Source organism: Pengzhenrongella sp., assembly GCF_036565025.1.
Lineage (GTDB): Bacteria > Actinomycetota > Actinomycetes > Actinomycetales > Cellulomonadaceae > Pengzhenrongella.
Map to the genome: position 1 here is coordinate 1 of NZ_DATCNW010000364.1, position 23,219 is coordinate 23,219.

Here is a 23,219-nt window from a genome sequence, read left to right on the forward strand (position 1 = left end):
GTGCACGACGGCGGGCTCGCCGCCCTGCGCGCCGCCGGCGGCGTCGTCGTCAGCCTGGTCGACGGCGGTCCGGGCCGCCGCGTCCGCGTGGCCGACGCCGTCGCCGAGGCGGCCGCTTCGGACGTCGTGCTCGACGGCCTGCTCGGGATCGGCGCGCGCGGGGGCCTGCGCGGCGCGCCGGCCGCCGTCGTGCGGGCGCTCGCCGAGGAGCTGGCGGGCGGCGGCCGGGGTCGTCCGCTCGTGGTCGCCGTCGACGCCCCGAGCGGAATCGGCGTCGACGATGGCGAGCTGCCCGTCGCCGCACCCGAGGTGCCCGACCAGCCCGACCGCGCCGGTACGGCCGCCGACGGCCTGCCGACGCGCGCCCCGACCCCCGCCCCCGTCCTGCCCGCCGACCTCACCGTCACCTTCGGGGCCGCCAAGGCGGGCCTGCTGCTGCCGCCGGCGAGCGCCGTCGTCGGGCGCCTGGAGATCGTGGACCTCGGGCTCGACCTGTCCGACGAGCCACCGGCGGTCGCCCGCCTGGAGACGCCCGAGCTGGCGGCCCTGTGGCCCATCCCGGCGAGCGCCGCGCAGAAGTACTCCCGCGGGGTGCTCGGCGTGGTCGCCGGAACGCCCGCCTACCCGGGGGCTGCGGTGCTGACCGTCGGTTCGGCGGTGCGTTCGGGGGTCGGCATGGTCCGCTACCTGGGCTCGCCCGGCGTCACGGCCGCCGTGCTCACCGCGCGGCCCGAGGTGGTCGCGGGGAACGGGCGGGTGCAGGCGTGGGCGCTCGGGCCCGGCGTCGACCCGGACGACACCGCGCAGGCCGCCCGCATCCAGGACGCGCTCGCGGCCGCGGGAGACACCGCGCTGCCCGCGGTCCTGGACGCCGGAGCGCTCGCGCTGCTGCCGGACCGGCTCGCGCCCTGGGTCGTGCTGACCCCGCACGCGGGCGAGCTCGCCGCGCTGCTCGCCGGGCTCGGGGAGGACGTCGACCGGGCCGCGATCGAGGACGCGCCGCTGCGCTGGGCCCGCCGCGCCCACGAGCTGACCGGGGCGACGGTGCTGCTCAAGGGCGCCACGACCGTCGTCGTCGGCGCGGACGGCGCCGTCTACACCCAGGCCGACGCGCCCGCGTGGCTCGCGACCGCGGGCGCCGGGGACGTGCTGACCGGCCTGCTCGGCGCCCTGCTCGCGGGCCGGGCCGCCGACGTCGTCGCCGACCCGACGCTGGCCGCCGCCCTGGCGGCCTGTGCGGCCGCCGTGCACGGCCGCGCGGCGCACGCCGCCCAACCGGGCGGTCCCGTGAGCGCCCTGGCGGTTGCGGACGCCCTGCCCCGAACGATCGCCACCCTGCTGGCCGACTGACCCCGTCGTCGGCCGCGAGTGCGGGCGAATGGCTGCCAAAAGGCCTTCCGGGGCAGCCATTCGCCCGCACTCGCGCGCGCCTCCGGCCCGGCCGGGGCGGAAATGGGCGGGTGGGAGACTGGACCCGTGAGCTCCTATCCTGCGCGTGCGGTCGTCGACCTCGCCGCGATCAGCGCCAATGTGCGCACCCTGGCCGCCGTCGCCCCGACCGCCCAGGTGATGGCGGTCGTGAAGGCCGACGGGTACGGGCACGGGCTCGTCCCGGTCGCCCGGGCCGCCATCGCGGGCGGCGCGACGTGGCTCGGCGTCGCGCAGAGCGACGAGGCCCTCGCCCTGCGTGCGGCGGGGTTCGATGGCCCGATCCTCACCTGGCTGTACTCCCCGTCCGGCGCGCTGCGCGAGCTCATCGAGGCCGACATCGACGTGTCCGTCGCGGCACCGTGGGCGCTGGCGGCCGTGGTCGCCGCCGCGCGCGAGGCCGGTCGGACCGCCCGCATCCACCTCAAGGTCGACACCGGGCTGGGTCGCAACGGCATGCTGCCGCCCGTGTTCGCCGACGTGCTCGACGACGCGCTGAAGGCGCAGGCCGAGGGTGCGGTCGCCGTCGTCGGCGTCTGGTCGCACTTCGCGATGGCCGACGAGCCGGAGCACCCGAGCGTGCCGGCCCAGCAGGAGGTCTTCGCCGAGGCCGTCGCGCTGGCGACCTCCCGCGGCGCCGCCCTCGAGGTGCGCCACCTCGCCAACTCGGCCGCCACGCTGACCAACCCGTCGGCGCACTACGACCTGGTGCGTCCCGGGATCGCGCTCTACGGCATCTCCCCGGCCCCGCAGCTCGGCGGCCCCCGCGTGTTCGGCCTCGTCCCGGCGATGACGCTCGAGGCCGAGCTGGTGAGCGTCAAGGAGGTCCCCGCCGGGTACGGGGTCTCGTACGGGCACGCCTACACGACCCCGACCGCGACCGTCCTCGGCGTCGTCCCGCTCGGGTACGCCGACGGCATCCCGCGGCACGCCTCCGGCTCGCTCCCGGAGCACCCCGGCGGCCCCGTCCAGGTCGGCGGGCGGCGCCTCGCCGTGGCAGGGCGGGTCTGCATGGACCAGTTCGTGGTGGACCTCGGGCCCGGGGCGCGGGAGGTCGCCGGCGACCGGGTCGAGCTCTTCGGCACCGGGGCCGACGGCGGTCCGCTCGCCGAGGACTGGGCGCGCGCCGCCGGCACGATCGGCTACGAGATCGTCACCCGCCTCGGGGTCCGCGTGCCCCGCGTCTACCTGAACCGGCCGGCGGTGTGAGCGCCGCCGACGTGCGGGTGGAGCTGCCCGACGCCGACGCGACGCGCGAGTACGGGCGCGCGCTCGCGGGCGTGCTGCGCGCGGGCGACCTGGTGCTGCTCAGCGGCTCGCTCGGGGCGGGCAAGACGACGTTCACCCAGGGCATCGGCGCCGGCCTCGGCGTGCGCGGCCGGGTCGCGTCGCCCACCTTCATCATCGCCCGCGTGCACCCGCCGCTCGCGGCCGGCCCGGCGCTCGTGCACGTCGACGCCTACCGGCTCGGCTCGCTCGACGAGGTCGAGGCGCTCGACCTGGACACCAGCCTCGAGGAGTCCGTGACGGTCGTCGAGTGGGGCGAGGGGCTGCTGGAGTCCCTCGCGCAGGACCGCCTCGAGGTGAGCATCGAACGCCCGCACGGCGGCCTGGACGCGGGCGCGGGCGAGAACCTGGATCCCGACGAGCTCGATGCCGCGGCCGGGACCCGGACCGTGCGGATCCGGGCCGTCGGGACGCGCTGGGCCGGGGTCGCGCTGCCGGTCGTAGGCTGACCCGCGTGCCCGTCCTCGCCCTCGACACGTCCGCGGCGGTCGCCGTCTCCCTGCTCGCCGACGACGGCGGCACGCTCGCCTCGCGCGTGGTGCACGAGGAGCGGCGGCACGCCGAACAGCTCGCCCCGATGATCGCCGAGCTCCTCGCCGAGACCGGGACCGATCGGACCGCGCTCACCGCGGTCGTCGTGGGGACCGGGCCGGCCCCGTTCACCGGCCTTCGTGTCGGGCTCGTCACGGCCCGCACGCTCGGGCTCGCGCTCGGGATCCCCGTGCACGGCGTGTCCGGGCTCGACGCGCTCGCGGCCCAGGCCGCGGCCGACCTCGCGCTCGCGGCCGGCACCGAGGTGCTCGTGGCCACCGACGCGCGGCGGCGCGAGGTCTACTGGGCCCGGTACCGCGTGGTCGCCGGCGTCGGGTCGGAGGCTGCGGGGGCCGGCACCACCCGGTCCGGCGCGGACCAGTCAGGTACCTATCAGTCCGGCGCCGCCCGGCAGGTCGACGTCCAGCTCGTCGCAGGCCCCGGCGTGGCGAGCGCCGCCCAGGTCGCGGCCGACGGGCACCTGGCCGGCGCCGTCGTCGTCGGGCGCGGGGCGAGCCTGTACCCGGAGATCTTGCCGCCGACCGCCGGCGGGCCCGTCGACCCCGACCCGGCCGTCCTTGCCCGCCTCGCGCTGCTGCGGTCCGCGCGCGGCGACGCGCTGCCCACCGAGCCGCTGTACCTGCGCCGGCCCGACGTGATGCCGCCCGCCGAGCGCAAGCGGGCCCTCGGATGACCGCGAGCCCGACCGGCCCGGCCGGCTCGAACGTGCCCGTGGTCGTCCGGCCGCTGCTCACGGGCGACCTCCCGACGGTCGTCCGGCTCGAGCGCGAGCTCTTCGGGGCCAGCGCGTGGTCCGCCGCGATGCTCGCCGACGAGCTCGACGGTCCCGGGCGGTGGTACGTCGCGGCCGAGCTGCCCGCGGGATCCGAGCCCGCCGGACCCGGCCGGTCGGCCGCCGTCGGCCCCGTCGGCGCGCCCGCCGCCGCTCCCGCCGCGGCCCCGGAGAACCCCCTGGCCGGCTACGCGGGCGTGTGGTTCGACGGCGACGACGCGCACGTCATGACCATCGGCGTCGCCCGCACCTACCGCGGCCGGGGGATCGGCGGCGAGCTGCTCGCGGCGCTCGTCGGGCGGGCCCGCGACCTCGGAGCGCGCGCCCTGCTGCTCGAGGTCCGCGTCGACAACGAGCCCGCGATCGCGCTCTACGAACGCTTCGGCTTCGAGCGTGTGGGGCGCCGCCGCCGCTACTACCAGCCCGAGAACATCGACGCCTGGACCATGCAGTGCGTGCTGAGCAAGGGGACCTCATGACCACCGACGCCGCCGATCCCGTCCGGGCCGCCGTGCTCATCGAGCCCGCCGAGCTCGCGCTGACGCTCGAGGTCGGCGAGCCGGTCGTACTGCTGGACGTCCGGTGGTCGCTCGGTGGCCCCGACGGACGCACCGAGCACGCCGCCGGGCACATTCCGGGCGCGGTTTTCGTGGACCTGGAGACCGAGCTCGCGGCCCCGCCGAGCGCGGCGCAGGGGCGCCACCCGCTGCCCAGCGTCGCGGTCCTGCAGGCCGCCGCGCGCCGCTGGGGAGTGCGCGCCGGGGTGCCGGTCGTGGCGTACGACGCGAGCGGCGGTACGTCGGCCGCGCGGGCCTGGTGGCTGCTGCGCTGGGCGGGGTTCGGCGACGTCCGGCTGCTCGACGGCGGCCTGGCCGGCTGGCTCGGCGACGGCGGCGCGCTCGAGCGGGGCGCCGTCGAGCCCGCCCCCGGCGACGTGACCCTCACCGCCGGTGCGCTGCCCTCGCTCGACGCCGACGACGCGGAGGCGCTCGCCGTCCGCGGTGGCGGGCTGCTGCTCGACGCGCGCGCCGAAGAGCGGTACCGCGGGGAGGTCGAACCGATCGACCCGCGCGCAGGCCACATCCCGGGCGCCGTGTCGGCGCCGACCACCGGGAACCTCGACGCCGACGGCCGGTTCCTCGACGCGGCTGCACTCCGGGACCGGTTCGCCGCGCTCGGCGTCGCGACCCCGGCGGCCGACCCCGCCGCATCCGCCGCATCCGGCGACCAGTCCGCGCCAACCGGCCTCGGCGTCTATTGCGGCTCGGGCGTCACCGCGGCGCACGAGGTCGCGGCCCTCGCCTCGATCGGGATCGAGGCCGCGCTGTACACCGGCTCGTGGTCGCAATGGTCGGCGGATCCGGCCCGCGACGTCGCCGTCGGGCCGGATCCGCTCGCCACCGGCTGACTCAGGCGCTGATGGACGCCTGGGCGAACTCCAGGCGCGGCGCGCGCGGACGGGAGGCGTCCGGGCCCGACGGCGTGCCGACGTTGAGCACCAGCAGCGACTTCCAGTCGGTGCCGGCGAGCAGGTCCGCGTCGATCGCACCCGCGTCGAAGCCGCCCATCGGTCCGACGTGCAGGCCGACGGCGCGCAGCGCAACCACGAGGTAGCCCACCTGGATCAGCGCCGACGTGCGCGCCATCGCCTCGCGTGCGGTGGCGTCCCCGGCGAACATGTCGCGCGCACCGGGCATGTGCGGCACCAGCGTCCCGAGGTGCTCGTGGAAGTTCGTGTCCGCCGCGGCGACGATCGTGAGCGGCGCGGCCAGCACCCGCGCGCGGTTGCCCTCGGCCATGTGCTCCCCGAGGCGGGCGCGCGCCTCGGGCGCACGCACCAGGAGCAGGCGCAGCGGCTGGGTGTTCATGGCGGTCGGACCCCAGCGGAGCAGGTCGTACGCCGCCTGGATCTGCTCGTCCGACACCTCGCCGTTGGCGAAGGTGTTCACGGTGTGTGCCTGGCGGAACAGCAGGTCGGCGGTCTCCGGGCTCACAGCCAGGCTCCCGGGCGTGAAGTCGAGGGCGGACAGGTCAGCAGTCTCGGTGGTCATGGTTGGTTTAACCCTCAACTACTCCTGGATCATTCCGAGATCGCGTGTGACTCCGCTCACCCGAGCCTGCGGGGACCGATCGTGCCGCGACGGCCCGACCGCTCGGCCCGACTAACCTGAGGCCCATGTCTGCCCCCCTCGTCCTTGGCATCGAGACGTCCTGCGACGAGACCGGTGTCGCGCTCGTGCGCGGCGAGGAGCTGCTCATCGACGCCGTCGCGAGCTCGATGGAGGAGCACGCGAGGTACGGCGGGATCATCCCCGAGGTCGCCTCGCGAGCCCACCTCGAGGCGATGGTGCCGACCATCCGCCGTGCGCTCGAGGGCGCCGACGTCGACCTCGGTGAGGTCGACGCCATCGCGGTGACCGCCGGGCCGGGCCTGGTCGGGCCGCTCACGATCGGTGCCGCCGCGGCCAAGGCCCTCGCGATCGGGCTCGACGTGCCGCTGTACGGCGTGAACCACGTGATCGGGCATGCGGCGGTCGACGAGCTCGTGCACGGACCGTTCCCGGACCGGGTGATGGCGCTGGTCGTCTCCGGCGGGCACTCCTCGTTGCTGCTGGTCGACGACATCGTGACCGGGGTGACCGAGCTCGGCTCCACCCTGGACGACGCCGCGGGGGAGGCGTTCGACAAGGTCGGCCGCCTGCTCGGCCTGCCGTACCCCGGCGGCCCGCACATCGACCGGCTCGCCCGCGAGGGCGACCCGCGCGCGATCCGGTTCCCGCGCGGCCTCACGGCCGCCAAGGACCAGGCCAAGCACGCGTACGACTTCTCGTTCTCGGGCCTCAAGACGGCGGTCGCGCGCTGGGTCGAGACCCGCGAGGACGCCGGCACGCCGGTCCCGGTGGCCGACGTCGCGGCGTCGTTCGCCGCCGCGGTGGCCGACGTGCTCACCGCCAAGACCATCGCCGCGTGCCGGCGGCACGGGGTCGACACCCTCGTGATCGGCGGCGGGTTCTCCGCGAACTCCCAGCTGCGCGACCTGGCCGCCGTCCGCTGCGCGGAGGCCGGCATCGAGCTGCGCATCCCGCCGATCCGGTTCTGCACCGACAACGGCGCCATGATCGCGGCCCTCGGCGCGGCTGCGGTCCGCCGCGGCATCCCGCCGTCGGCCCTGAACCTCCCCGTCGACTCCTCGATGCCGCTCACCCAGGTCTACGCCTAGCCCCACCAGACGTGTCAGACCCAGCGCGGTCCCTACCGCGCGCTGAGGCTGACACGTCGAGTGGCGCTGGAGTTGTCAGGCTGAGCGCGGTCCCTACCGCGCGCAAGGGCTGACACGTCGGGGCGGGGGCGGGGGAGGATGGGCGGATGATCACCACCCGCCTGATCCGGCCCGACGACGTCCCGGAGCTGGTGAGTCTGCTCCTGCGCAATCGCGAGTTCCTCGCCCCGTGGTCCCCGGTCCGCGGCGACGACTACGCCACCGCCGAGATCCAGCGCGTCCTCATGCAGGCCGCGCTCGAGCAGTGCGAGCTCGGCACGACGCTCCCGCACGTCATCCTGGATGACGACGGCGACCTGGTCGGCCGCATCACGCTCAACGGCATCGTCCGCGGCCCGTTCCAGTCGTGCAGCGTCGGCTACTGGGTGGGCGAGACCGACAACGGTCGCGGCGTCGCGACGGCTGCCGTGCGCGACATTGTGCGGGTGGCCTTCGAGGAGCTGGGGCTGCACCGGCTGCAGGCGGAGACGATGCTGCACAACGTCCGCTCCCAGCGCGTCCTGGAACGCGCGGGCTTCACCCGTTACGGCATCGCCCCGGCGTACCTGAAGATCGCCGGCACCTGGCAGGACCACATCCTCTGGCAAACCCTCTCGCCGACACCGCAACGTCCGAGCGCTGACGTCCTATAGGACGTCAGCGTCTGGACGTTGCGGGTGGTTCGGTCGGACTCTCGGCGGCGGCTCGGCGCTACAGGGGGCGGCCGGCGCGCATCTCGGCTACCAGGGCCGCGACGACCGCGTCCAGCTCGCCGGCGTTGCGGCGGGCCACCGCGCGTTGGCGTTGGTAGGAGGCGCCGCGCTTGAGGATGATGCGGACGGCGTCGAGCTCGCGCAGGCAGCCCAGTCGGGCGGCTACCGGTTCCAGCTCGGTGAGCAGGCGCTCGACGGCGTCGGTCACGAGCTCCTCGTTGCCGGCCTTGTCCAGGATGATGATCGCGTCCATCCCGTACCGTGCCGAGCGCCACTTGTTCTCCTGGACGAACCAGGTCGGCATGGTCGGCAGCTCGCGGCCCTCGTCGAGCATCGTCGAGAAGTGCTCGACCAGGCAGTGCGTGAGCGCGGCCAGCGCGGTGACCTCGGTGAGGTTCGTGGCGCCGTCGCACACCCGGGTCTCGAGGGTGCCGAACCGCGGCGACGGGCGCACGTCCCAGCGCACCTCGTCGAACTGGTCGATCACGCCGGTGTGCACCATGTCGGCGATGTAGCCCTCGAGCTCTTCCCAGCGCTCGAACTGGAACGGCAGCCCCGCCGTCGGCAGCTGCTGGAACATCAGCGCCCGGTTGGAGGCGTACCCGGTGTCCTTCCCGCCCCAGAACGGGCTCGACGCCGAGAGCGACTGCAGGTGGGCGAAGTAGGTGAGCATGGCGCGCTGGATCGGCAGGACCTTGTCCCGGTCCTCGATGCCGACGTGCACGTGCACCCCGTAGATCAGCATCTGCCGGCCCCACCACTGGGTCCGGTCGATCAGGGTCGCGTACCGCTGCTTGTCGGTGACCTTCTGCTGCGCCCACCGCGCGAACGGGTGCGTGCCCGCGCTCATCAGCTCCACGCGCAGCGGGTCGGTCACGGTGCGCACCTCGTCGATCGCGCGCTGCAGGTCCGCGCCGGCCTGCCCGACGTTCTGGCACACCCCCGAGACGACCTCGATCGTGTTGACCAGCAGCTCCTGGCGGATGTTCGGGTGCTCGCCGCCGCCGGGCGGTCGCACCGCGTCCAGCACGGTCTGCGCGACCTGGCGCAGGTCGCCGGAGTCCTTGTCGACCAGGGCGATCTCCCATTCGATGCCCACGCTCGAGCGGCCCGAGTGCGCGAACGGGATCTGCATCACAGCCGCTCCACCACGATCACCTGCTGGGATCCTGCGACCCGGGTCAGCACGATCGTTGCCTCCTCGTTGCCGTGCAGGTCGAGCTGCTTGCGCAGCGTCTCGGGCGTGACGGCCGTGCCGCGCTTCTTGATCGTGAGCCGCCCGACGTTGCGCTCGCGCAGGTAGGTGCGCAGCCGCTTGAGGCCGAACGGGAGCGTGTCGAGCACCCGGTAGCCGGTCGCGGCGTCGCTCGCGTGCAGCGTGTCGGACGTGATGTAGGCGATCGTGCCGTCCACCAGCCGGCCGGAGACCTCGTGCGCGATCTGTGCGACGAGCCCCGCGCGGATGACCGCGCCGTCGGGCTCGTAGAAGTAGCCGCCGACCGGCCCGACGTCGGGCGCGGCGCCGCCGAGCTCGTCGCGCACCACCCGGGCGGACGTCCCGCGCAGCACGAGCGAGCTGCGCCCGGGCCCGTCGGGCGCGAGCGGCCCGAACCACAGCCCGGCCTCGACCACGTCCCCGTCGACCGAGACCCACTGGGTCTCGGCGTCGGGCGGCAGCGCGGCGTGCGGGACGCCGGGGCCGATCTTCACGCCGAGCGCCGGGACCTGCGCGCGCAGCGCGAGCACCGAGTCCAGCGGCGGGGAGTAGGCCTTCGGGTCGAACAGCCGCTTGCCGGACGAGCGGCGCGCGGGGTCCGCGTACAGGCCGTCCACGCCCTCGGCCGCGAAGTCGATCGCGAGGCCGTCCGCGTGCCGGACCACCGCCTCGGGGAAGTGCCGCAGGTTCACCGTGGCCAGGGCCGCGGTGAGCTCGTCGGTGTCGGCGGCCAGCACGGTCAGCCCGACCCCGGCGAAGGCCATCGAGTCGGCGCCGATCCCGCAGGTCAGGTCGGCCACCTTCGTCACCCCGGCGGCGACGTACCGGCGCGCGTGGTGCGCTGCGACGGTCAGCCGGGTGGCCTGCTCCAGGCCGGCCGGGGTGAAGAGCATCCCGTCCGCGAACGTGTCGAACTTGGCGTGCGCCTTGGCGCGCAGGCGGGACTGGGTCAGCGCCGCCGCGGTGAGCTCGGGGTCGATGCCCTCGCGGCGCAACCGGTCCGAGAGCACCATCGCGCGCGCCTCCTCGTATGGCGGCAGCGCGGACAGCAGCGCCCACCCGTCGGGGCTGAGCAGCTTGGCGAGGCCCGTGGCATCCATGGCGCGATCCTGTCACGGGCGGCCCGGATTCGTGGGCGGGGCTGGCACTCACCTTGACCGAGTGCTAACTCGGTTCCTAGAGTGAGCGGTGGCGGTCTCGACATGAGGTTGCCAATCGCATCGGCAGGTTCTCCCCGGCTCCCGCGACGACGGGTGAACCACCACGCCTGCGAGATTCGTTCATTCAGTTACTCACGCGAAGAAGGGGAGGTCCGCAGTGTCGGTCTCCATCAAGCCGCTCGAGGACCGCATTGTCGTCAAGGCGCTCGAGGCAGAGCAGACGACGGCCTCGGGCCTGGTCATCCCGGACAGTGCCAAGGAGAAGCCCCAGGAGGGCACCGTCCTTGCCGTAGGCCCCGGCCGCGTCGACGACAACGGCAAGCGGGTTCCGCTTGACATTGCCGTCAACGACAAGGTCATCTACAGCAAGTACGGCGGCACCGAGGTCAAGTACGACGGCGAGGAGTACCTCATCCTCTCCGCGCGCGACATCCTCGCGATCGTCGTCAAGTAGTACTTGGCAGTCAGCACGACCCAGTACGACGACGCCCCCGCCCCCGGTTCCGACCGGATGCGGGGGCGTTCGTCGTCCCGCACCCCCTCGCAACCCCCGCGACCCGCCTCGCAAACCCCGCAACCTCGCACGCCCCACCACGTGCACACCTCGTAACGTCCGAGCGTTGACGTCCTATAGGACGTCAACGCTCGGACGTTACGGCTGTTTTGGGCGGGTTAGATCAGATGGCGTGGCAGTCAGATGGCGTGGCTGACCGGTCTCGCCAGGATGGCGGCGCGCTCGTCCTCGGAGAGGCCTCCCCAGACGCCGTACGGCTCGCGCACCGTGAGCGACTGCTCGCGGCACTGCCGGATGACCGGGCAGGTGGCGCAGATGGCCTTGGCGGCCTCGGCGCGACGACGTCGGGCGGAGCCACGCTCGCCCTCGGGGTGGAAGAAGAGGGTCTCGTCCGCATCGCGACAGGCCCCCTCGAACTGCCACTCCCACAGGTCCATCACCGGTCCGGGCAGACGCGAGATCTCGGTCACGGGGTCCTCCTTGACTCGTCTTCCGACGCACCAGGAGCCGCGTTGCCCCCGGTGCGGTCGCGTTTGTGCAGTTCACGTGCATATTGCGAGGTTTCGTGCTGTGTTCGAAACGCTACAACCGAGTCAAAAGTTGTTCAAGCCCCCTGGTCGGAGAATTATTCGTATCGCCCGGCGAACTTCGCCGCTCCGGGACCGGTTTCGGGGCCACTGCGGCGGGGTCCCTAGGGTGAGCCGATGAACCCCACCGAGGACTGCGCCCTCGCCGTCGAGGCCGCCACGCTTGCCGCTGAGGTCGCCTCGTCCTTCTTGTCCTGGTCGCGAGACGCGCTACGGGTGACGTCCAAGGGCACCCCCGGCGATGTCGTCACGCGGGCGGACATCGCGGCGGAGCACGCCGTGCGCGACCTGCTGCTCGCGCGGCGGGCAGCCGACGGGATCCTCGGCGAGGAGGGCACGACGCGCGCCGGGGACCGGCGCTGGCTCGTGGACGCGATCGACGGAACGCTCAACTTCGTCCGGGGCGACCCGTTCTGGTGCTCGGCCGTCGCGCTCGAGGACGACGATGGCGGGCTCGCCGCGGCGGTGCACCACCCGGCCTCCGGTGGGACCTTCTCGGCGTCCAGGGGTGGCGGGTGCTGGCTGAACGGGCAGCGGCTGACGATGGCCGCCGGGCCCGCGCTCGATCACGCGATCCTTGCCACCTATCTGGACCCCGGCGACGCGTCCGCGGCGGTCCTGCAGCGCGTCGTCGGGCAGGCGGCCAGCACCCGCGCTCGCGGCTCGGGAACCCTGGAGCTCGCCTGGCTGGCCGCCGGCCGGGTCGACCTGTGGCTCCAGCGTGACGTGTTCGCGTGGGACTGGGCTCCCGGCGCGCTGCTGGTGCGCGAGGCGGGCGGTCGGGCGGGGGAGAAGCGCGTGGGCACCGACCGATGGTCGTACGCGAGCGGGACCGCGACCCATGACGACCTGCTCGCCGCGATCCGGTAGCCCGCGCTCGTCCTGCGTGCTGTCCGCGGGACCGGCAGAATCGATTCCATGAAGGTCGCCCGGCCCCGGGTGAGCGACGCCGACCGGGTCGCCACGGAGCGCTCGGGAGCGGGTCCCGAGCCGCCGGCGCTCGCCGTCGCAGCCGTCGCTCGCCGGCTCGGGGTGGCCCCCGCGACGCTGCGGACCTGGGACCGCCGCTACGGGCTCGGGCCGTCAGCGCACACCGCGGGCTCCCACCGCAGGTACACGATCGAGGACGTCGCCCGGCTGCTCGTGATGCGCCGACTGACGATCGACGGTGTCGCGCCGGTGGACGCCGCACGCTCGGCCCGGGCGATGGACCGGGTCCGGGGCCGCGCCCCCGGTGCCGCCCGGCGCGCGGGGGCGAGGCGGGACGAGATCGCCAGACCCGGGCTGCTCGTCGAGGCGGCCCTGCACGACGACGATCGCGGCTGCCGACGCCTGCTCGGCGCCGCAGCGGTCGATGTCGCGACCTGGTGGACCGAGCTGCTCGAGCCCGCGCGCTCGAGCCTCGCGGCGCGCACCGAGCTGGCACGGCCGGGCGAGGACCCGGAATGGGTGCTGGACACCGCGGCGCTCGCGGTCCTGGCCGCGCGCCGGGTGCCCGACGGCGTCCGCCCCGGCGTCGGGCATCGCCTCGCGCTGCTGCTCGCCCCGCCGCGCGAGCGGCGCCCCCTCGTGCTGCACGTGCTCGCCGCGGCGCTCGCCGACGAGGGTATGGAGGCCCGCGTCGTCACCGGGCCGGTGGACCCGCGCCGGGTGCTCGAGCTGGTGGCGATGTCGCGCCCGGTCGCGGTCGTCTTGCTCAGCGAGCATGCGGACCCGGACCTGACCGTGCTGGCCGAGCTGACCGCCGCCGAACCCGACCTTCCGCTCTTCGTCGGGCTGGGGGAGGGGCGCGCCGAGTCCGCCCTGCGCCTGGCCCCCGCGGTGCGGCTGGCCAGCAACTTCGCCGGTCTGCTGCGGGAAATCCTTGCGATCGGCGAGTGATATGCCCTAGTTTGCGGCATTTCGATCCGGATCCCGTCGATTCACCCCGTTCCCACCCTCATCTTCGTCGATGGCGCGTCGATAGTGAACATTGGATGAGAATGAGCACCGCAGCCGGTGCACCCAGGCGGAGGGAGGTAGCGAAGAGATGGCAGGAGTCATTGTGTGCCACGGCTCGGCGGTCGTGCGCGAACGGCTTGTTGCGGCTGCCTACGGGCTGCCGGCCCTGGCTCCGGCGCGCCTCGCGGCCTCGGGCGAGGAGCTGTTGGTCCTCGCGCGACGCCAGTCGCCCGCGATGGTGCTGCTCGACGCCCACCTGCCCGGTACCGGGCCGGTCGAGGCGATCCGGCGGCTGCGCCTGATGAACATCGGCGCCGTGATCGTGATGCTGGCCCAGCCGGGCGACGAGATCGCCCTCGACCGGGCCATCGCGCTGGGGGCCCGCGGGTTCCTCGCGCCCGACGTCGGCCGTTCCGAGCTGGCCGCCGTCGCCGCGCACGTCCTCGGGAGCAGCGTGCCCGCGCAGTCCGCGCGACCGGAGCGGATGATGGCGTCCGGGATGGCAACCGGGAACGTGGCCGTGGCCGCCCAGCTCGAGACGAGTCCGCGGGTGAGCGCGGACGGCATGGTGCCGATCGAGCTGACCCGGCGCGAGCTCGAGGTGCTCGGTGGGATGAGTCATGGGCGGACGAACGCGCAGATCGGCGCCGGTCTGTTCCTCTCGGAGGACACCGTCAAGACCCACGCGCGCCGGCTGTTCCGCAAGCTGGGGGCGTCCGACCGCGCCCAGGCGGTTGCCATCGGGCTCCGGCGGGGCCTGATCCGCTAGTCGTCGGTGACGTGCCTCACGACGTGGCCGCGACGACCTGATCCGCGGCGCCTCACGCGTAAGATCGTTCGATGACCGAGCTCGGCACACCCGGATCGAACGTTCCCCACGACCCGTTCGCCCTCATCGGACTGACGTACGACGACGTCCTGCTGCTCCCCGGTGAGAGCGACGTCGTCCCGTCCGAGGTGGACACCACGACGCGGCTGACCCGCAACATCTCGGTCGCCGTCCCGCTGCTCTCTGCGGCCATGGACACGGTCACCGAGGCTCGGATGGCCGTCGCGATGGCCCGCCAGGGCGGGATCGGCGTGCTGCACCGCAACCTGTCGATCGCCGACCAGGCGCACCAGGTCGACCTGGTCAAGCGCTCCGAGTCGGGCATGATCACCGACCCCGTGACGGTGGGCCCCGAGGCCACCCTGGCCGAGCTCGACCAGCTGTGCGGCAAGTACCGCGTCTCCGGCCTGCCGGTCATCGACGGGAACCGGACCCTGATCGGCATCATCACCAACCGCGACCTGCGCTTCGTGCCGCAGAGCGACTTCGCGCACCGCCGGGTCCGCGAGATCATGACGCCGATGCCGCTGATCACCGCGCCGGTCGGCATCACGCGCGACGACGCCGCCGCGCTGCTCGCCAAGCACAAGATCGAGAAGCTCCCGCTGCTGGACTCCGCCGGGCGGCTCGCCGGCCTGATCACCGTCAAGGACTTCGTCAAGACCGAGCAGTTCCCGAACGCGACGAAGGACGACGAGGGTCGGCTGCGGGTCGCGGCCGGCGTCGGCTTCTTCGGGGACGCGTGGGAGCGCGCGATCGCGCTGATCGAGGCCGGCGTCGACATCATCGTGGTGGACACCGCGCACGGGCACGCCCAGGCGATGCTGGCGATGATCCACCGCCTCAAGACCGACCCCGCCGCCCGCGGCGTCGAGGTCATCGGCGGGAACATCGCGACCCGGGCCGGGGCGCAGGCGCTCGTCGACGCGGGCGCCGACGGCGTCAAGGTCGGCGTCGGACCGGGCTCGATCTGCACCACCCGCGTCGTCGCCGGCGTCGGCGTCCCGCAGATCACCGCGATCTACGAGGCCGCCAAGGCCACGAAGCCGGCCGGCGTCCCGCTGATCGGCGACGGCGGCCTGCAGTACTCGGGCGACATCGCCAAGGCGCTCGTCGCCGGGGCGGACTCCGTGATGCTCGGCTCGTTGCTCGCGGGCTGCGAGGAGAGCCCGGGGGACCTCGTGTTCGTCAACGGCAAGCAGTACAAGCACTACCGCGGCATGGGTTCGCTCGGCGCGATGGCCTCGCGCGGCCGGGTGTCCTACTCCAAGGACCGGTACTTCCAGGCGGACGTGACCAACGACGAGAAGATCGTGCCGGAGGGGATCGAGGGCCAGGTGCCGTTCCGCGGCCCGCTGCGCGCGGTCGCCCACCAGCTCGTCGGCGGGCTGCACCAGTCGATGTTCTACGTCGGGGCGCGCACGATCCCCGAGCTGCAGGACCGCGGCCAGTTCGTGCGCATCACGCCGGCCGGGCTCAAGGAGTCGCACCCGCACGACATCCAGATGACGATCGAGGCCCCGAACTACAGCTCGCGCTGAGCGAACGGCTCGGGTGGCGCGAGCGAGCGTCCCTGCGGGGGCGGCCGGCGTCAGTCCGCGGACTGGTCGACGAGAATCCGCCGGTCCGGCCAGCCGATCTCGGCGCCCGGGCCGGTCAGGCCCTTGCTCGTGCGCCATGCGTTGAAGCCCTCGGCCCACGCGCGGTGGGCGGTCACCTGGTGCTCGTGCAGGGGGCCGAGCGCGAGCGCGCCGAGGTCCGGGTAGCGGACCACGATGGCCGCGAGCACGTCGAGGGTCGCCACCACGTCGACGTCGGCGGTGTGCAGCCGGCCGGTGTCGGTGATGTCGTAGAACGCGCACAGGTCGACGAGCTTGCGCTTGCCCGAGCGGTACCGGTCGGCGGCACGGTCGAGCACGAGCGGGTCGATCACCGGCACGACGTCGCGACCGAGCCGCTCGGCGAGCGTCGCCAGGCCGTGCCGGCGGAGCTCCGCGTCGAGGATGCACAGATCGAAGGTCGCGTTGTAGGCGACGACCGGAACCCCGGCGGCGATCGCCTCGGCGAGCACCGAGGCCAGCTCGTTGAGCGCGAGGGCGGCCGGCTCGCCATTGGCCCGCGCGTACTGCGTCGTGATGCCGTGGATCGCGCTCGCGGCCTCGGGGATGTCCACCCCCGGGTCGAGGAGCCAGGTCCGCACATGGGTGCCCGACGCGTCGCGACGCACCAGGGCCGCGGAGACGATGCGGTCGGCGTCGACGTCGATCCCGGTCGTCTCGGTGTCGAACCCCAACAGCGGCCCATCGATCCAGCTCATTGCGTTACCTCCTGGTTGCCTTCGGACCGCAGCGTCCCATTTGCCACCCACGCAGCCCGGGACCGACGCGCGTCCGGGGCCGTCGGACCGGGCGCCGGAGGTCTTCCGGACCGGTGTCGCAGGTCGGCCGGACCGGCGTCGGACGTCTGCCGGACCGGCTCCGGACCGCCGTCGGACGCGTCGCCCGGCTCGGCCCCCGCGCGCCGCCGGTAAACTGGGCGGGTGAGCAACGAGATCGAGATCGGTCGTGGCAAGCGCGGACGGCGCGCCTACTCCTTCGACGACGTCGCCGTGGTGCCCTCGCGGCGCACGCGGGACCCGGAGGAAGTCTCCGTCGGGTGGCAGATCGACGCCTACCACTTCGACCTGCCCGTGATGGCGGCGCCGATGGACTCCGTGATGAGCCCGGCGACCGCCGTCGCGCTGGGCCGCCTCGGGGGCCTCGGAGTCCTCGACCTCGAGGGGCTCTGGACGCGGTACGACGATCCCGAGCCGCTGCTCGCGGAGATCGCGACGCTCGACCCGGTGCGCTCGACCTCTCGGATGCAGGAGCTGTACGCGGAGCCGATCAAGGCCGAGCTGATCACCCAGCGCCTGAAGGAGGTGCGCGCGGCGGGTGTCACCGTGGCCGGGGCGCTCTCGCCGCAGCGCACGCAGGAGTTCTCCCAGACCGTCGTCGACGCGGGCGTCGACCTGTTCGTGATCCGCGGCACGACCGTGTCCGCCGAGCACGTCTCGGGTCGCACCGAACCGCTCAACCTCAAGCGCTTCATCTACCAGCTCGACGTCCCGGTGATCGTCGGCGGCGCCTCGACCTACACCGCCGCGCTGCACCTCATGCGCACCGGCGCGGCCGGGGTGCTCGTCGGCTTCGGCGGCGGCGCCGCGCACACCACGCGTGTCTCGCTCGGCATCCACGCGCCGATGGCGACCGCAGTGGCCGACGTCGCGGCGGCCCGCAAGGACTACCTGGACGAGTCCGGCGGCCGCTACGTGCACGTCGTGGCCGACGGCGGCGTCGGGCGCTCGGGCGACCTGGTCAAGGCCGTCGCGTGCGGGGCCGACGCGGTCATGCTCGGTGCCGCCCTGGCCCGCGCGACCGAGGCTCCCGGGCGCGGCTGGCACTGGGGCTCCGAGGCGCACCACCCCTCGCTGCCCCGCGGCGAGCGGGTCGAGGTGGGCTCCGCCGGCTCGCTCCAGGAAATCCTGTTCGGCCCGGGCCGCCAGGCCGACGGCACGCTCAACCTCATCGGTGCCCTCAAGCGCGCCCTCGCGACGACGGGCTACTCCGACGTCAAGGAGTTCCAGCGCGTCGAGGTCGTCGTCTCCCCGTACCAGCCGCACTGACTCAGCGGGCCCGTTGATCCGGTTCGCGCGCTGACCCCAGTTCGCCCGTTGACCCATCGCGCGTGCTGACCCAGCCCGCCTGTTGACCCAGCCCGCGTGCTGACCCAGCCCGCCCGTTGACCCATCGCGCGTGCTGACCCAGTTCGCGCGTCGATCCAGCCCGCGCGCTGACCCCAGCCTCCGCGCTGACCCAGCACTGACAGATCGCCCGTCGGCCTCGAGCCGGCGGGCGATCCTTTTGTGTCTCTGTGTAGCCCTCAGTGCAGCCAAACAGCACCAGGGGTGCACATTCGCTGCACAGAGCGCTGCACAGAGGACCTCGATCCAGCCGGACGAGGCGCCGTTCCGCCGAATCGTGGGAATTGACCGAGCACATGCCCCACCCTCAGCCACGAGAATTCACGGCCTGTCCCCCGTCCGGTGCCCGGCCGGGTGCACGGATCCGTGCGCGACGGCAATCTGCACGCATGGGCTCAGCCGACATCCCACCCGAACTTATCTCGATCGCGGGCATCCAGCGAGGACTCGTCACGCGCCGACAGCTCACGGCAGCCGGCATCTCCCCGGCGGCGTTGCGACACAGAGCGCTCAGATCGTGGCGGCACGTGCTTCCCGGTGTCGTTGCGCTGTTCACCGGGACCCTGGCTCCCGATCAGCTGCTGGTCGCGGCGCAGCTGATGTGCGGTCCGGACGCTCGGGTGAGCGGCGGCTCGGCCGCGAGATGGCACGGGATCACCGCGGTCGTCGACGACGGTCGGATCCACATGCAGGTCCCGGTGAATCAGGCGTCGCGCGGATCTGGATTCGTCATCGTGACTCGGAGCCGACGAATCGCCCCGGCCGCGGTCTGCGATGGAATCGTCCGGCTTGCGCCGCTGCCACGAGCCGTCGCGGACGCCGTGCGCGCGGCGAGGTCCCAGCGGGTCGCGGACGCCGTCGTGATCGAAGCGCTCCAGCGGAAACTGGTGCGGCCGCAGGAGCTCGAGCATGAGCTCGGCGCCGGGAGGCAGAACGGTTCAGGCATCCTCCGCCGGGCGCTCGCGACGGCCCGCACGGGTGCGTGGTCGGTCGCCGAGGTCGACCTGCTCGACCTGGTCGCCACCAGTCAGGTGCTTCCGGCCGCCTGGCCGAACCCGGAGCTCCGAGCCGCGGACGGCACGGTCCTTCCCGCTCCGGACGCATGGTTCGACGACGTCGGGCTTGCCGTCCAGGTGCACTCGGCCCAGTTCCACTCCTCGCGCTCGGACTGGGACCGGACCGTGCGTGTCGACAGCATCTTCGCCGAGTACGGGATCAGCCGCCTTGCCGTGACGCCGCACGAGATTCAGACGAACGGCCGGCAGGTGCTCGAAAGGATCGAACGGGCGCATTTGGCGCGGGCCGGCCTGCCGCGTCCCGACGTCATAATGACTCCGCGAGGGCCGGGCCGGATCTGAGGCTCGCTTCATCTGCGAGTGATGCAGAGGCCGCCGGCCGCCAGGCAACGTCCGGGGCGGACATGAAGAGCGCTTCATCTGCCGAGTGATAAGAGGCCGCCGGCCGCCAGGGCAACGTGGGGGAGCCCTCTCAACCGGGTGGCCGACTCGATCCGGCGGGCCCGTGAGCTGCGCTCTCGCGTCCTGAAGCGCGCGGTGCGGCGCTCAGTGCAGCGCTCCGTGCAGCCAAACAGCACCAGGGGTGCACGTTCGCTGCACAGAGCCCTGCACAGAGCGCGGCGCGTCGGCCACCGGGCCGTTGAGGCCCGCCGCGGACGAGTGTCGGCCGGGCAGCCCGGCCTCGAGCGTGCCAGGCAGATGACCCACCGGGGCAGGCACCGTCGCGACGTCGCTCTGCAGGCGAGATCCGGCCACGAGCCCGGCAGGCCCGGCCACGAGCCCAGGCCCGGCCTCGAGCGAGGCCGGCCAGGCCTCGAGTTCGCCGGTTTGACGTCGAGCTCGCCGGTTTCGACCGGCGAACTCGACACGGAATGGCGAACTCGCCTCTCGATGGACTCGTTCTGCGCGGTCGGCACCGTCGGGAGATTGTTCCGACGCGGAAGAAAATGCCCGTTTGTGTCTGCATCTCGGCTTGTTTGTATCCGATCGTGTCCGAAAAGGTTTGACTCAGCAGTCGGATGGGGGTAAAACGTTCATTAACAAGGCATTCGCTGATGACGGCGAGCCAAGTCGAGACGATGGGGTCGATGTGTACGCACCGGAGCGCAACCAGCAGATCCTCGCCACGGCACGCGCCGAGGGCAGAGTCGATGTTGCTGCGCTTGCCCGCGATCTGGGCGTCACTCCCGAGACCGTCCGCCGCGACCTGACCGCCCTCGAACGCCACGGCCTGGTCCGCCGCGTGCACGGCGGAGCGATCCCGGTCGAGCGGCTCGGTTTCGAGCAGGGGCTCGCGGACCGCGACACCCTGCTGGCCGCCGAGAAGGAACGGATCGCCAAGGCCGCGCTGGACGAGCTCCCGGACGGTGGCGCGATCATCATCGACGCCGGCACCACGACCGTCCGCCTCGCCGAGCTGCTGCCGGGCGACCGCGAGCTCACCGTCGTCACGAACGCCCTCCCCGTGGCCATGATGCTCGCGGGACGGCAGAACATCACCCTGCACATCCTCGGCGGCACTATCCGGCTGCGGACCTTCGCCGCCGTCGGGGGCTGGGCGCTGCGGGCGATGGCCGACATCCACCCGGACGTCGCCTTCATGGGCACGAACGGGCTGACCGTCGAGCACGGCCTCACCACGCCCGACCTCGCCGAGGCGGCCGTCAAGCGCGCCATGGTCGCGGCGGCTCGTCGCACGGTCGTGCTGGCCGACCACACCAAGATCGGCCGGTCCTACTTCGCCCATGTGGCGCCGCTGTCCGAAGTGGACACGTTGATCACGGACAGCGATCTCGACGAAGAGCTCGCGGGCGAGGTCGAGGCCGCCGGACCGGTTGTGGTGCGCGCATGACCGACACGACAAAGGGGTCGCCGAATGAGCGAGTACATACCACCCGCGCCCCGCCCGGCACCGTAGGGAACCCAGAACCCGCGTCGCCCTGATCGCCGCCTCCACGACCGGCGCACATCGCAATAGCCCGTCGTGGTTCTCCGGGTCACCGACCCGCCACAGCACCGATTCGAAGCGTCAACGTCGAACGATCGAAGAGAAAGCGTGTCAATGATGACAACAGTGGCAGCAAGTCCTCCGAGCCGGACTGGGGCCAAGGCCGCTCAGGTCCACGTCCAGCGGTTCGGGGCCTTCCTCACCGGCATGATCATGCCGAACCTCCCCGCGTTCGTCGCGTGGGGCCTGATCACCTCGCTGTTCATCGCCAAGGGGTGGACGCCCAACGGCATCCTCGGCGGTTTCGGCAACGCCGACGCGGCCGGCAGCTGGCAGGGTGCGGCCACCGCCCTCGCGGCGAATGCCGACGGCACCACCTTCCACCAGTACCTCGGGCTCGTCGGCCCGATGATCGTGTACTTGCTGCCGCTGCTCATCGCCAACCAGGGCGGCCGGATGATCTACGGCGAGCGCGGTGGCGTGGTCGCCTCGATCGCCTGCATGGGCGTCATCCTGGGCAGCACGGTCCCCATGTTCCTCGGCGCCATGATCGTCGGCCCGCTGGCCGGCTGGCTCATGATGCACCTGGACAAGCTCTGGGACGGCAAGATCCGCCCCGGCTTCGAGATGCTGGTCAACATGTACTCGGCCGGCATCGTCGGCATGGGGCTCGCGATCGGCGCGTTCTTCGGGGTCGCGCCATTCGTGACGCAGATCAGCAAGGTTCTCGGTAGCGGCGTCCAGTCGCTCGCCGACGCGCACCTGCTGCCGCTGATGAGCGTCATCGTGGAACCCGCGAAGGTGCTCTTCCTGAACAACGCGATCGGCAACGGCGTTCTCGTGCCGCTCGGCGTCCAGCAGACCATCGACTCGGGCAAGTCGCTGCTCTTCCTCGTCGAGGCGAACCCTGGCCCCGGCTTCGGCCTGCTTCTCGCGTACATGCTCTTCGGGATCGGGGCTGCCAAGGCCTCCGCGCCCGGCGCGATCATCATCCAGTTCTTCGGCGGGATCCACGAGGTGTACTTCCCGTTCGTGCTCATGAAGCCGATGCTCATCTTCGGCGTGATCGCCGGCGGAATGACCGGGGTCGCCACCAACCAGGTGCTCGGTACCGGACTGCGAGCACCTGCCGCACCCGGCAGCATCTTCGCGGTGTTCGCCCAGACGCCCCGGGGCAACTTCATCGGCGTGGCCCTGTCGGTGATTCTTTCGGCGGCCGTGTCGTTCCTCGTCAGCTCCGTCATCCTGCGGGCCTCCCGCAAGCGTGACCTCGAGGCCGGCGGCGGCGACCTCGCGGCCGCGGTCGCCCGGACCGAGGCCAACAAGGGCAAGAGCAGCTCCGTCCTCGGCGGTCTCGCGACGGGTGCGACCAGTGCCCCCACTGCCCCCGCCCCGGCGCCCGCCAGCGGCGACACGGCCGTGCTGACGCGACCGATCAAGAGCATCATCTTCGCCTGCGACGCGGGGATGGGCTCGAGCGTGATGGGCGCTAGCGTCCTGAAGTCCAAGCTGAAGAAGGCCGGCATCGAGGGCGTCTCGGTCGTGAACATGGCGGTCGCCAACCTCCACGACGACGCCGACATCGTGATCAGCCAGGCTCAGCTGACCGATCGGGCGCGGCGGAGCGCACCCAGCTCGGTGCACATGACGGTCGACAACTTCATGAACAGCCCGGTATACGACCAGGTCGTTGCGGAAGTCATCGCTTCCCGCGAGCGGCCGAACGGAGACCACGCATGAGCGAGATCCTGACGCCCGAGCTGATCAGCGCGGCGGGCACCGCGACCACGCGGGAGGAGGCGATCCAGGAGGCCGGCGACCTGCTCGTCAAGGCGGGCGCGGTGACGGTGGACTACGTCGACGCGATGTTCGAGCGGGAAAAGACCGTCTCGACCTACATGGGCAACTTCCTGGCGATCCCGCACGGCACGAACGACGCGAAGGAGACCATCCTGCGCTCGGCACTCTCCTTCGTCCGCTACGCCAACCCGATCGACTGGAACGGGAAGGGGCAGGACGTGCGCTGCGTCGTCGGGATCGCAGGCGTCGGCAACGAGCACCTCGGCATCCTGTCGAAGATCGCGGTCATCTTCTCCGACATGGACGAGGCCCAAAAGCTCATCGACTCGACCACCGTCGAGGAGCTGTACGGGGAGCTCAAGGACCTCAACGACTGAGGAGAACCCGTCCACCCACGCGCGCTCACGCGCTGCGCACTTCGGAGGAACCCGAGCTGGGCCCCCTCCGCATGGCCA

General features: G+C 72.8%; 23 protein-coding genes. 18 read left to right on the forward strand and 5 right to left on the reverse strand.

All coding sequences use genetic code 11. The features are described from left to right. The 6 genes from VIM26_RS20655 to VIM26_RS20680 all read left to right on the forward strand — a co-directional run. A partial coding sequence (locus VIM26_RS20655; protein WP_331954757.1) for a bifunctional ADP-dependent NAD(P)H-hydrate dehydratase/NAD(P)H-hydrate epimerase occupies positions 1-1,350 on the forward strand: 1,350 nt, incomplete at its 5' end. 102 nt (positions 1,351-1,452) lie between these two features. Further along, a complete protein-coding gene (alr, locus tag VIM26_RS20660; protein ID WP_331954759.1) occupies positions 1,453-2,637 on the forward strand; it encodes an alanine racemase in 1,185 nt (394 codons plus the stop codon). Further along, positions 2,634-3,164: a tRNA (adenosine(37)-N6)-threonylcarbamoyltransferase complex ATPase subunit type 1 TsaE gene (gene tsaE, locus VIM26_RS20665; RefSeq protein ID WP_331954761.1), complete on the forward strand. Its 531-nt coding sequence runs from the start codon at positions 2,634-2,636 to the stop codon at positions 3,162-3,164. The genes alr and tsaE overlap by 4 nt, the downstream gene beginning before the upstream one ends. Before the next feature lie 5 nt (positions 3,165-3,169). After that, positions 3,170-3,940: a tRNA (adenosine(37)-N6)-threonylcarbamoyltransferase complex dimerization subunit type 1 TsaB gene (gene tsaB, locus VIM26_RS20670; RefSeq protein WP_331954763.1), complete on the forward strand. Its 771-nt coding sequence runs from the start codon at positions 3,170-3,172 to the stop codon at positions 3,938-3,940. Further along, a complete protein-coding gene (gene rimI, locus VIM26_RS20675) occupies positions 3,937-4,518 on the forward strand; it encodes a ribosomal protein S18-alanine N-acetyltransferase (protein ID WP_331954765.1) in 582 nt (193 codons plus the stop codon). The genes tsaB and rimI overlap by 4 nt, the downstream gene beginning before the upstream one ends. Then, positions 4,515-5,447, forward strand: a complete 933-nt coding sequence (locus VIM26_RS20680; protein WP_331954767.1) for a sulfurtransferase — start codon at positions 4,515-4,517, stop codon at positions 5,445-5,447. Before rimI ends, VIM26_RS20680 begins: the two co-directional genes overlap by 4 nt. A gap of 1 nt (position 5,448) precedes the next feature. Here VIM26_RS20680 and VIM26_RS20685 read toward each other — a convergent pair whose 3' ends face one another. Then, positions 5,449-6,090, reverse strand: coding sequence for a malonic semialdehyde reductase (locus tag VIM26_RS20685; RefSeq protein WP_331954769.1), 642 nt, complete (start codon positions 6,088-6,090; stop codon positions 5,449-5,451). A 125-nt stretch (positions 6,091-6,215) separates the two neighbouring features. Between VIM26_RS20685 and tsaD the strand changes: the two genes are divergently transcribed. Next, the gene (gene tsaD / locus VIM26_RS20690; protein ID WP_331954771.1) at positions 6,216-7,259 is read left to right on the forward strand and encodes a tRNA (adenosine(37)-N6)-threonylcarbamoyltransferase complex transferase subunit TsaD; all 1,044 of its coding nucleotides are present in this window, start codon (positions 6,216-6,218) and stop codon (positions 7,257-7,259) included. A gap of 146 nt (positions 7,260-7,405) precedes the next feature. Then, the gene (locus VIM26_RS20695; RefSeq protein ID WP_331954772.1) at positions 7,406-7,951 is read left to right on the forward strand and encodes a GNAT family protein; all 546 of its coding nucleotides are present in this window, start codon (positions 7,406-7,408) and stop codon (positions 7,949-7,951) included. Between the two features lie 58 nt (positions 7,952-8,009). Here the strand turns inward: VIM26_RS20695 and VIM26_RS20700 are convergent, their stop codons facing one another. Beyond that, the gene (locus VIM26_RS20700) at positions 8,010-9,146 is read right to left on the reverse strand and encodes a glutamate--cysteine ligase (protein WP_331954774.1); all 1,137 of its coding nucleotides are present in this window, start codon (positions 9,144-9,146) and stop codon (positions 8,010-8,012) included. Then, on the reverse strand, positions 9,146-10,327 hold the full coding sequence (locus VIM26_RS20705) for a class I SAM-dependent methyltransferase (protein WP_331954776.1): 1,182 nt from the start codon (positions 10,325-10,327) through the stop codon (positions 9,146-9,148). Before VIM26_RS20705 ends, VIM26_RS20700 begins: the two co-directional genes overlap by 1 nt. Positions 10,328-10,544: 217 nt before the next feature. Here VIM26_RS20705 and groES point away from each other — a divergent pair, with 217 nt between their 5' ends. Continuing rightward, positions 10,545-10,841 (forward strand): co-chaperone GroES, encoded by a 297-nt coding sequence (gene groES, locus VIM26_RS20710; RefSeq protein ID WP_331954778.1) that lies wholly within the window; start codon positions 10,545-10,547, stop codon positions 10,839-10,841. A 239-nt stretch (positions 10,842-11,080) separates the two neighbouring features. On the opposite strand, the gene VIM26_RS20715 is transcribed toward groES, so the two are convergent. Next, positions 11,081-11,371, reverse strand: a complete 291-nt coding sequence (locus tag VIM26_RS20715) for a WhiB family transcriptional regulator (RefSeq protein ID WP_331954780.1) — start codon at positions 11,369-11,371, stop codon at positions 11,081-11,083. Between the two features lie 234 nt (positions 11,372-11,605). On the opposite strand from VIM26_RS20715, the gene VIM26_RS20720 reads away from it, so the two are divergent. The 4 genes from VIM26_RS20720 (at position 11,606) to guaB (ending at position 15,799) form a co-directional block, all read left to right on the forward strand. Next, the gene (locus VIM26_RS20720) at positions 11,606-12,358 is read left to right on the forward strand and encodes an inositol monophosphatase family protein (protein ID WP_331954782.1); all 753 of its coding nucleotides are present in this window, start codon (positions 11,606-11,608) and stop codon (positions 12,356-12,358) included. 48 nt (positions 12,359-12,406) lie between these two features. After that, positions 12,407-13,369: a MerR family transcriptional regulator gene (locus VIM26_RS20725; RefSeq protein ID WP_331954784.1), complete on the forward strand. Its 963-nt coding sequence runs from the start codon at positions 12,407-12,409 to the stop codon at positions 13,367-13,369. Positions 13,370-13,517: 148 nt separating this feature from the next. Continuing rightward, positions 13,518-14,198: a response regulator transcription factor gene (locus tag VIM26_RS20730; protein ID WP_331954786.1), complete on the forward strand. Its 681-nt coding sequence runs from the start codon at positions 13,518-13,520 to the stop codon at positions 14,196-14,198. A 71-nt stretch (positions 14,199-14,269) separates the two neighbouring features. After that, positions 14,270-15,799: an IMP dehydrogenase gene (gene guaB / locus VIM26_RS20735; RefSeq protein WP_331954788.1), complete on the forward strand. Its 1,530-nt coding sequence runs from the start codon at positions 14,270-14,272 to the stop codon at positions 15,797-15,799. 50 nt (positions 15,800-15,849) lie between these two features. On the opposite strand, the gene VIM26_RS20740 is transcribed toward guaB, so the two are convergent. Then, positions 15,850-16,575 (reverse strand): exonuclease domain-containing protein, encoded by a 726-nt coding sequence (locus VIM26_RS20740; RefSeq protein WP_331954790.1) that lies wholly within the window; start codon positions 16,573-16,575, stop codon positions 15,850-15,852. Positions 16,576-16,797: 222 nt separating this feature from the next. Between VIM26_RS20740 and VIM26_RS20745 the strand changes: the two genes are divergently transcribed. From VIM26_RS20745 to VIM26_RS20765, 5 genes are all read left to right on the forward strand, one after another. Next, positions 16,798-17,922 carry a GuaB3 family IMP dehydrogenase-related protein gene (locus VIM26_RS20745; RefSeq protein WP_331954792.1) on the forward strand — a complete coding sequence of 375 codons (1,125 nt, stop codon included), beginning with the start codon at positions 16,798-16,800 and terminating at the stop codon, positions 17,920-17,922. A gap of 467 nt (positions 17,923-18,389) precedes the next feature. After that, positions 18,390-19,358 carry a hypothetical protein gene (locus VIM26_RS20750; protein WP_331954794.1) on the forward strand — a complete coding sequence of 323 codons (969 nt, stop codon included), beginning with the start codon at positions 18,390-18,392 and terminating at the stop codon, positions 19,356-19,358. A gap of 748 nt (positions 19,359-20,106) precedes the next feature. After that, the gene (locus tag VIM26_RS20755) at positions 20,107-20,868 is read left to right on the forward strand and encodes a DeoR/GlpR family DNA-binding transcription regulator (RefSeq protein ID WP_331954796.1); all 762 of its coding nucleotides are present in this window, start codon (positions 20,107-20,109) and stop codon (positions 20,866-20,868) included. Between the two features lie 213 nt (positions 20,869-21,081). After that, positions 21,082-22,704 carry a PTS mannitol transporter subunit IICB gene (locus tag VIM26_RS20760; protein ID WP_331954798.1) on the forward strand — a complete coding sequence of 541 codons (1,623 nt, stop codon included), beginning with the start codon at positions 21,082-21,084 and terminating at the stop codon, positions 22,702-22,704. Continuing rightward, entirely contained in the window at positions 22,701-23,141 is a 441-nt protein-coding gene (locus VIM26_RS20765; protein ID WP_331954800.1) for a PTS sugar transporter subunit IIA, read from the forward strand. Before VIM26_RS20760 ends, VIM26_RS20765 begins: the two co-directional genes overlap by 4 nt. Positions 23,142-23,219: the final 78 nt, after the last annotated feature.

Coding starts and splice junctions, on each gene's coding strand:
- VIM26_RS20695 (WP_331954772.1), top strand. CDS start 7,406: ATGATCACCACCCGCCTGATCCGGCCCGACGACGTCCCGGAGCTGGTG.
- VIM26_RS20760 (WP_331954798.1), top strand. CDS start 21,082: ATGACAACAGTGGCAGCAAGTCCTCCGAGCCGGACTGGGGCCAAGGCC.
- VIM26_RS20680 (WP_331954767.1), top strand. CDS start 4,515: ATGACCACCGACGCCGCCGATCCCGTCCGGGCCGCCGTGCTCATCGAG.
- tsaD (WP_331954771.1), top strand. CDS start 6,216: ATGTCTGCCCCCCTCGTCCTTGGCATCGAGACGTCCTGCGACGAGACC.
- VIM26_RS20720 (WP_331954782.1), top strand. CDS start 11,606: ATGAACCCCACCGAGGACTGCGCCCTCGCCGTCGAGGCCGCCACGCTT.
- VIM26_RS20725 (WP_331954784.1), top strand. CDS start 12,407: ATGAAGGTCGCCCGGCCCCGGGTGAGCGACGCCGACCGGGTCGCCACG.
- alr (WP_331954759.1), top strand. CDS start 1,453: ATGGGCGGGTGGGAGACTGGACCCGTGAGCTCCTATCCTGCGCGTGCG.
- VIM26_RS20730 (WP_331954786.1), top strand. CDS start 13,518: ATGGCAGGAGTCATTGTGTGCCACGGCTCGGCGGTCGTGCGCGAACGG.
- VIM26_RS20705 (WP_331954776.1), bottom strand. CDS start 10,327: ATGGATGCCACGGGCCTCGCCAAGCTGCTCAGCCCCGACGGGTGGGCG.
- VIM26_RS20765 (WP_331954800.1), top strand. CDS start 22,701: ATGAGCGAGATCCTGACGCCCGAGCTGATCAGCGCGGCGGGCACCGCG.
- VIM26_RS20740 (WP_331954790.1), bottom strand. CDS start 16,575: ATGAGCTGGATCGATGGGCCGCTGTTGGGGTTCGACACCGAGACGACC.
- rimI (WP_331954765.1), top strand. CDS start 3,937: ATGACCGCGAGCCCGACCGGCCCGGCCGGCTCGAACGTGCCCGTGGTC.
- VIM26_RS20700 (WP_331954774.1), bottom strand. CDS start 9,146: ATGCAGATCCCGTTCGCGCACTCGGGCCGCTCGAGCGTGGGCATCGAA.
- guaB (WP_331954788.1), top strand. CDS start 14,270: ATGACCGAGCTCGGCACACCCGGATCGAACGTTCCCCACGACCCGTTC.
- VIM26_RS20685 (WP_331954769.1), bottom strand. CDS start 6,090: ATGACCACCGAGACTGCTGACCTGTCCGCCCTCGACTTCACGCCCGGG.
- VIM26_RS20750 (WP_331954794.1), top strand. CDS start 18,390: ATGGGCTCAGCCGACATCCCACCCGAACTTATCTCGATCGCGGGCATC.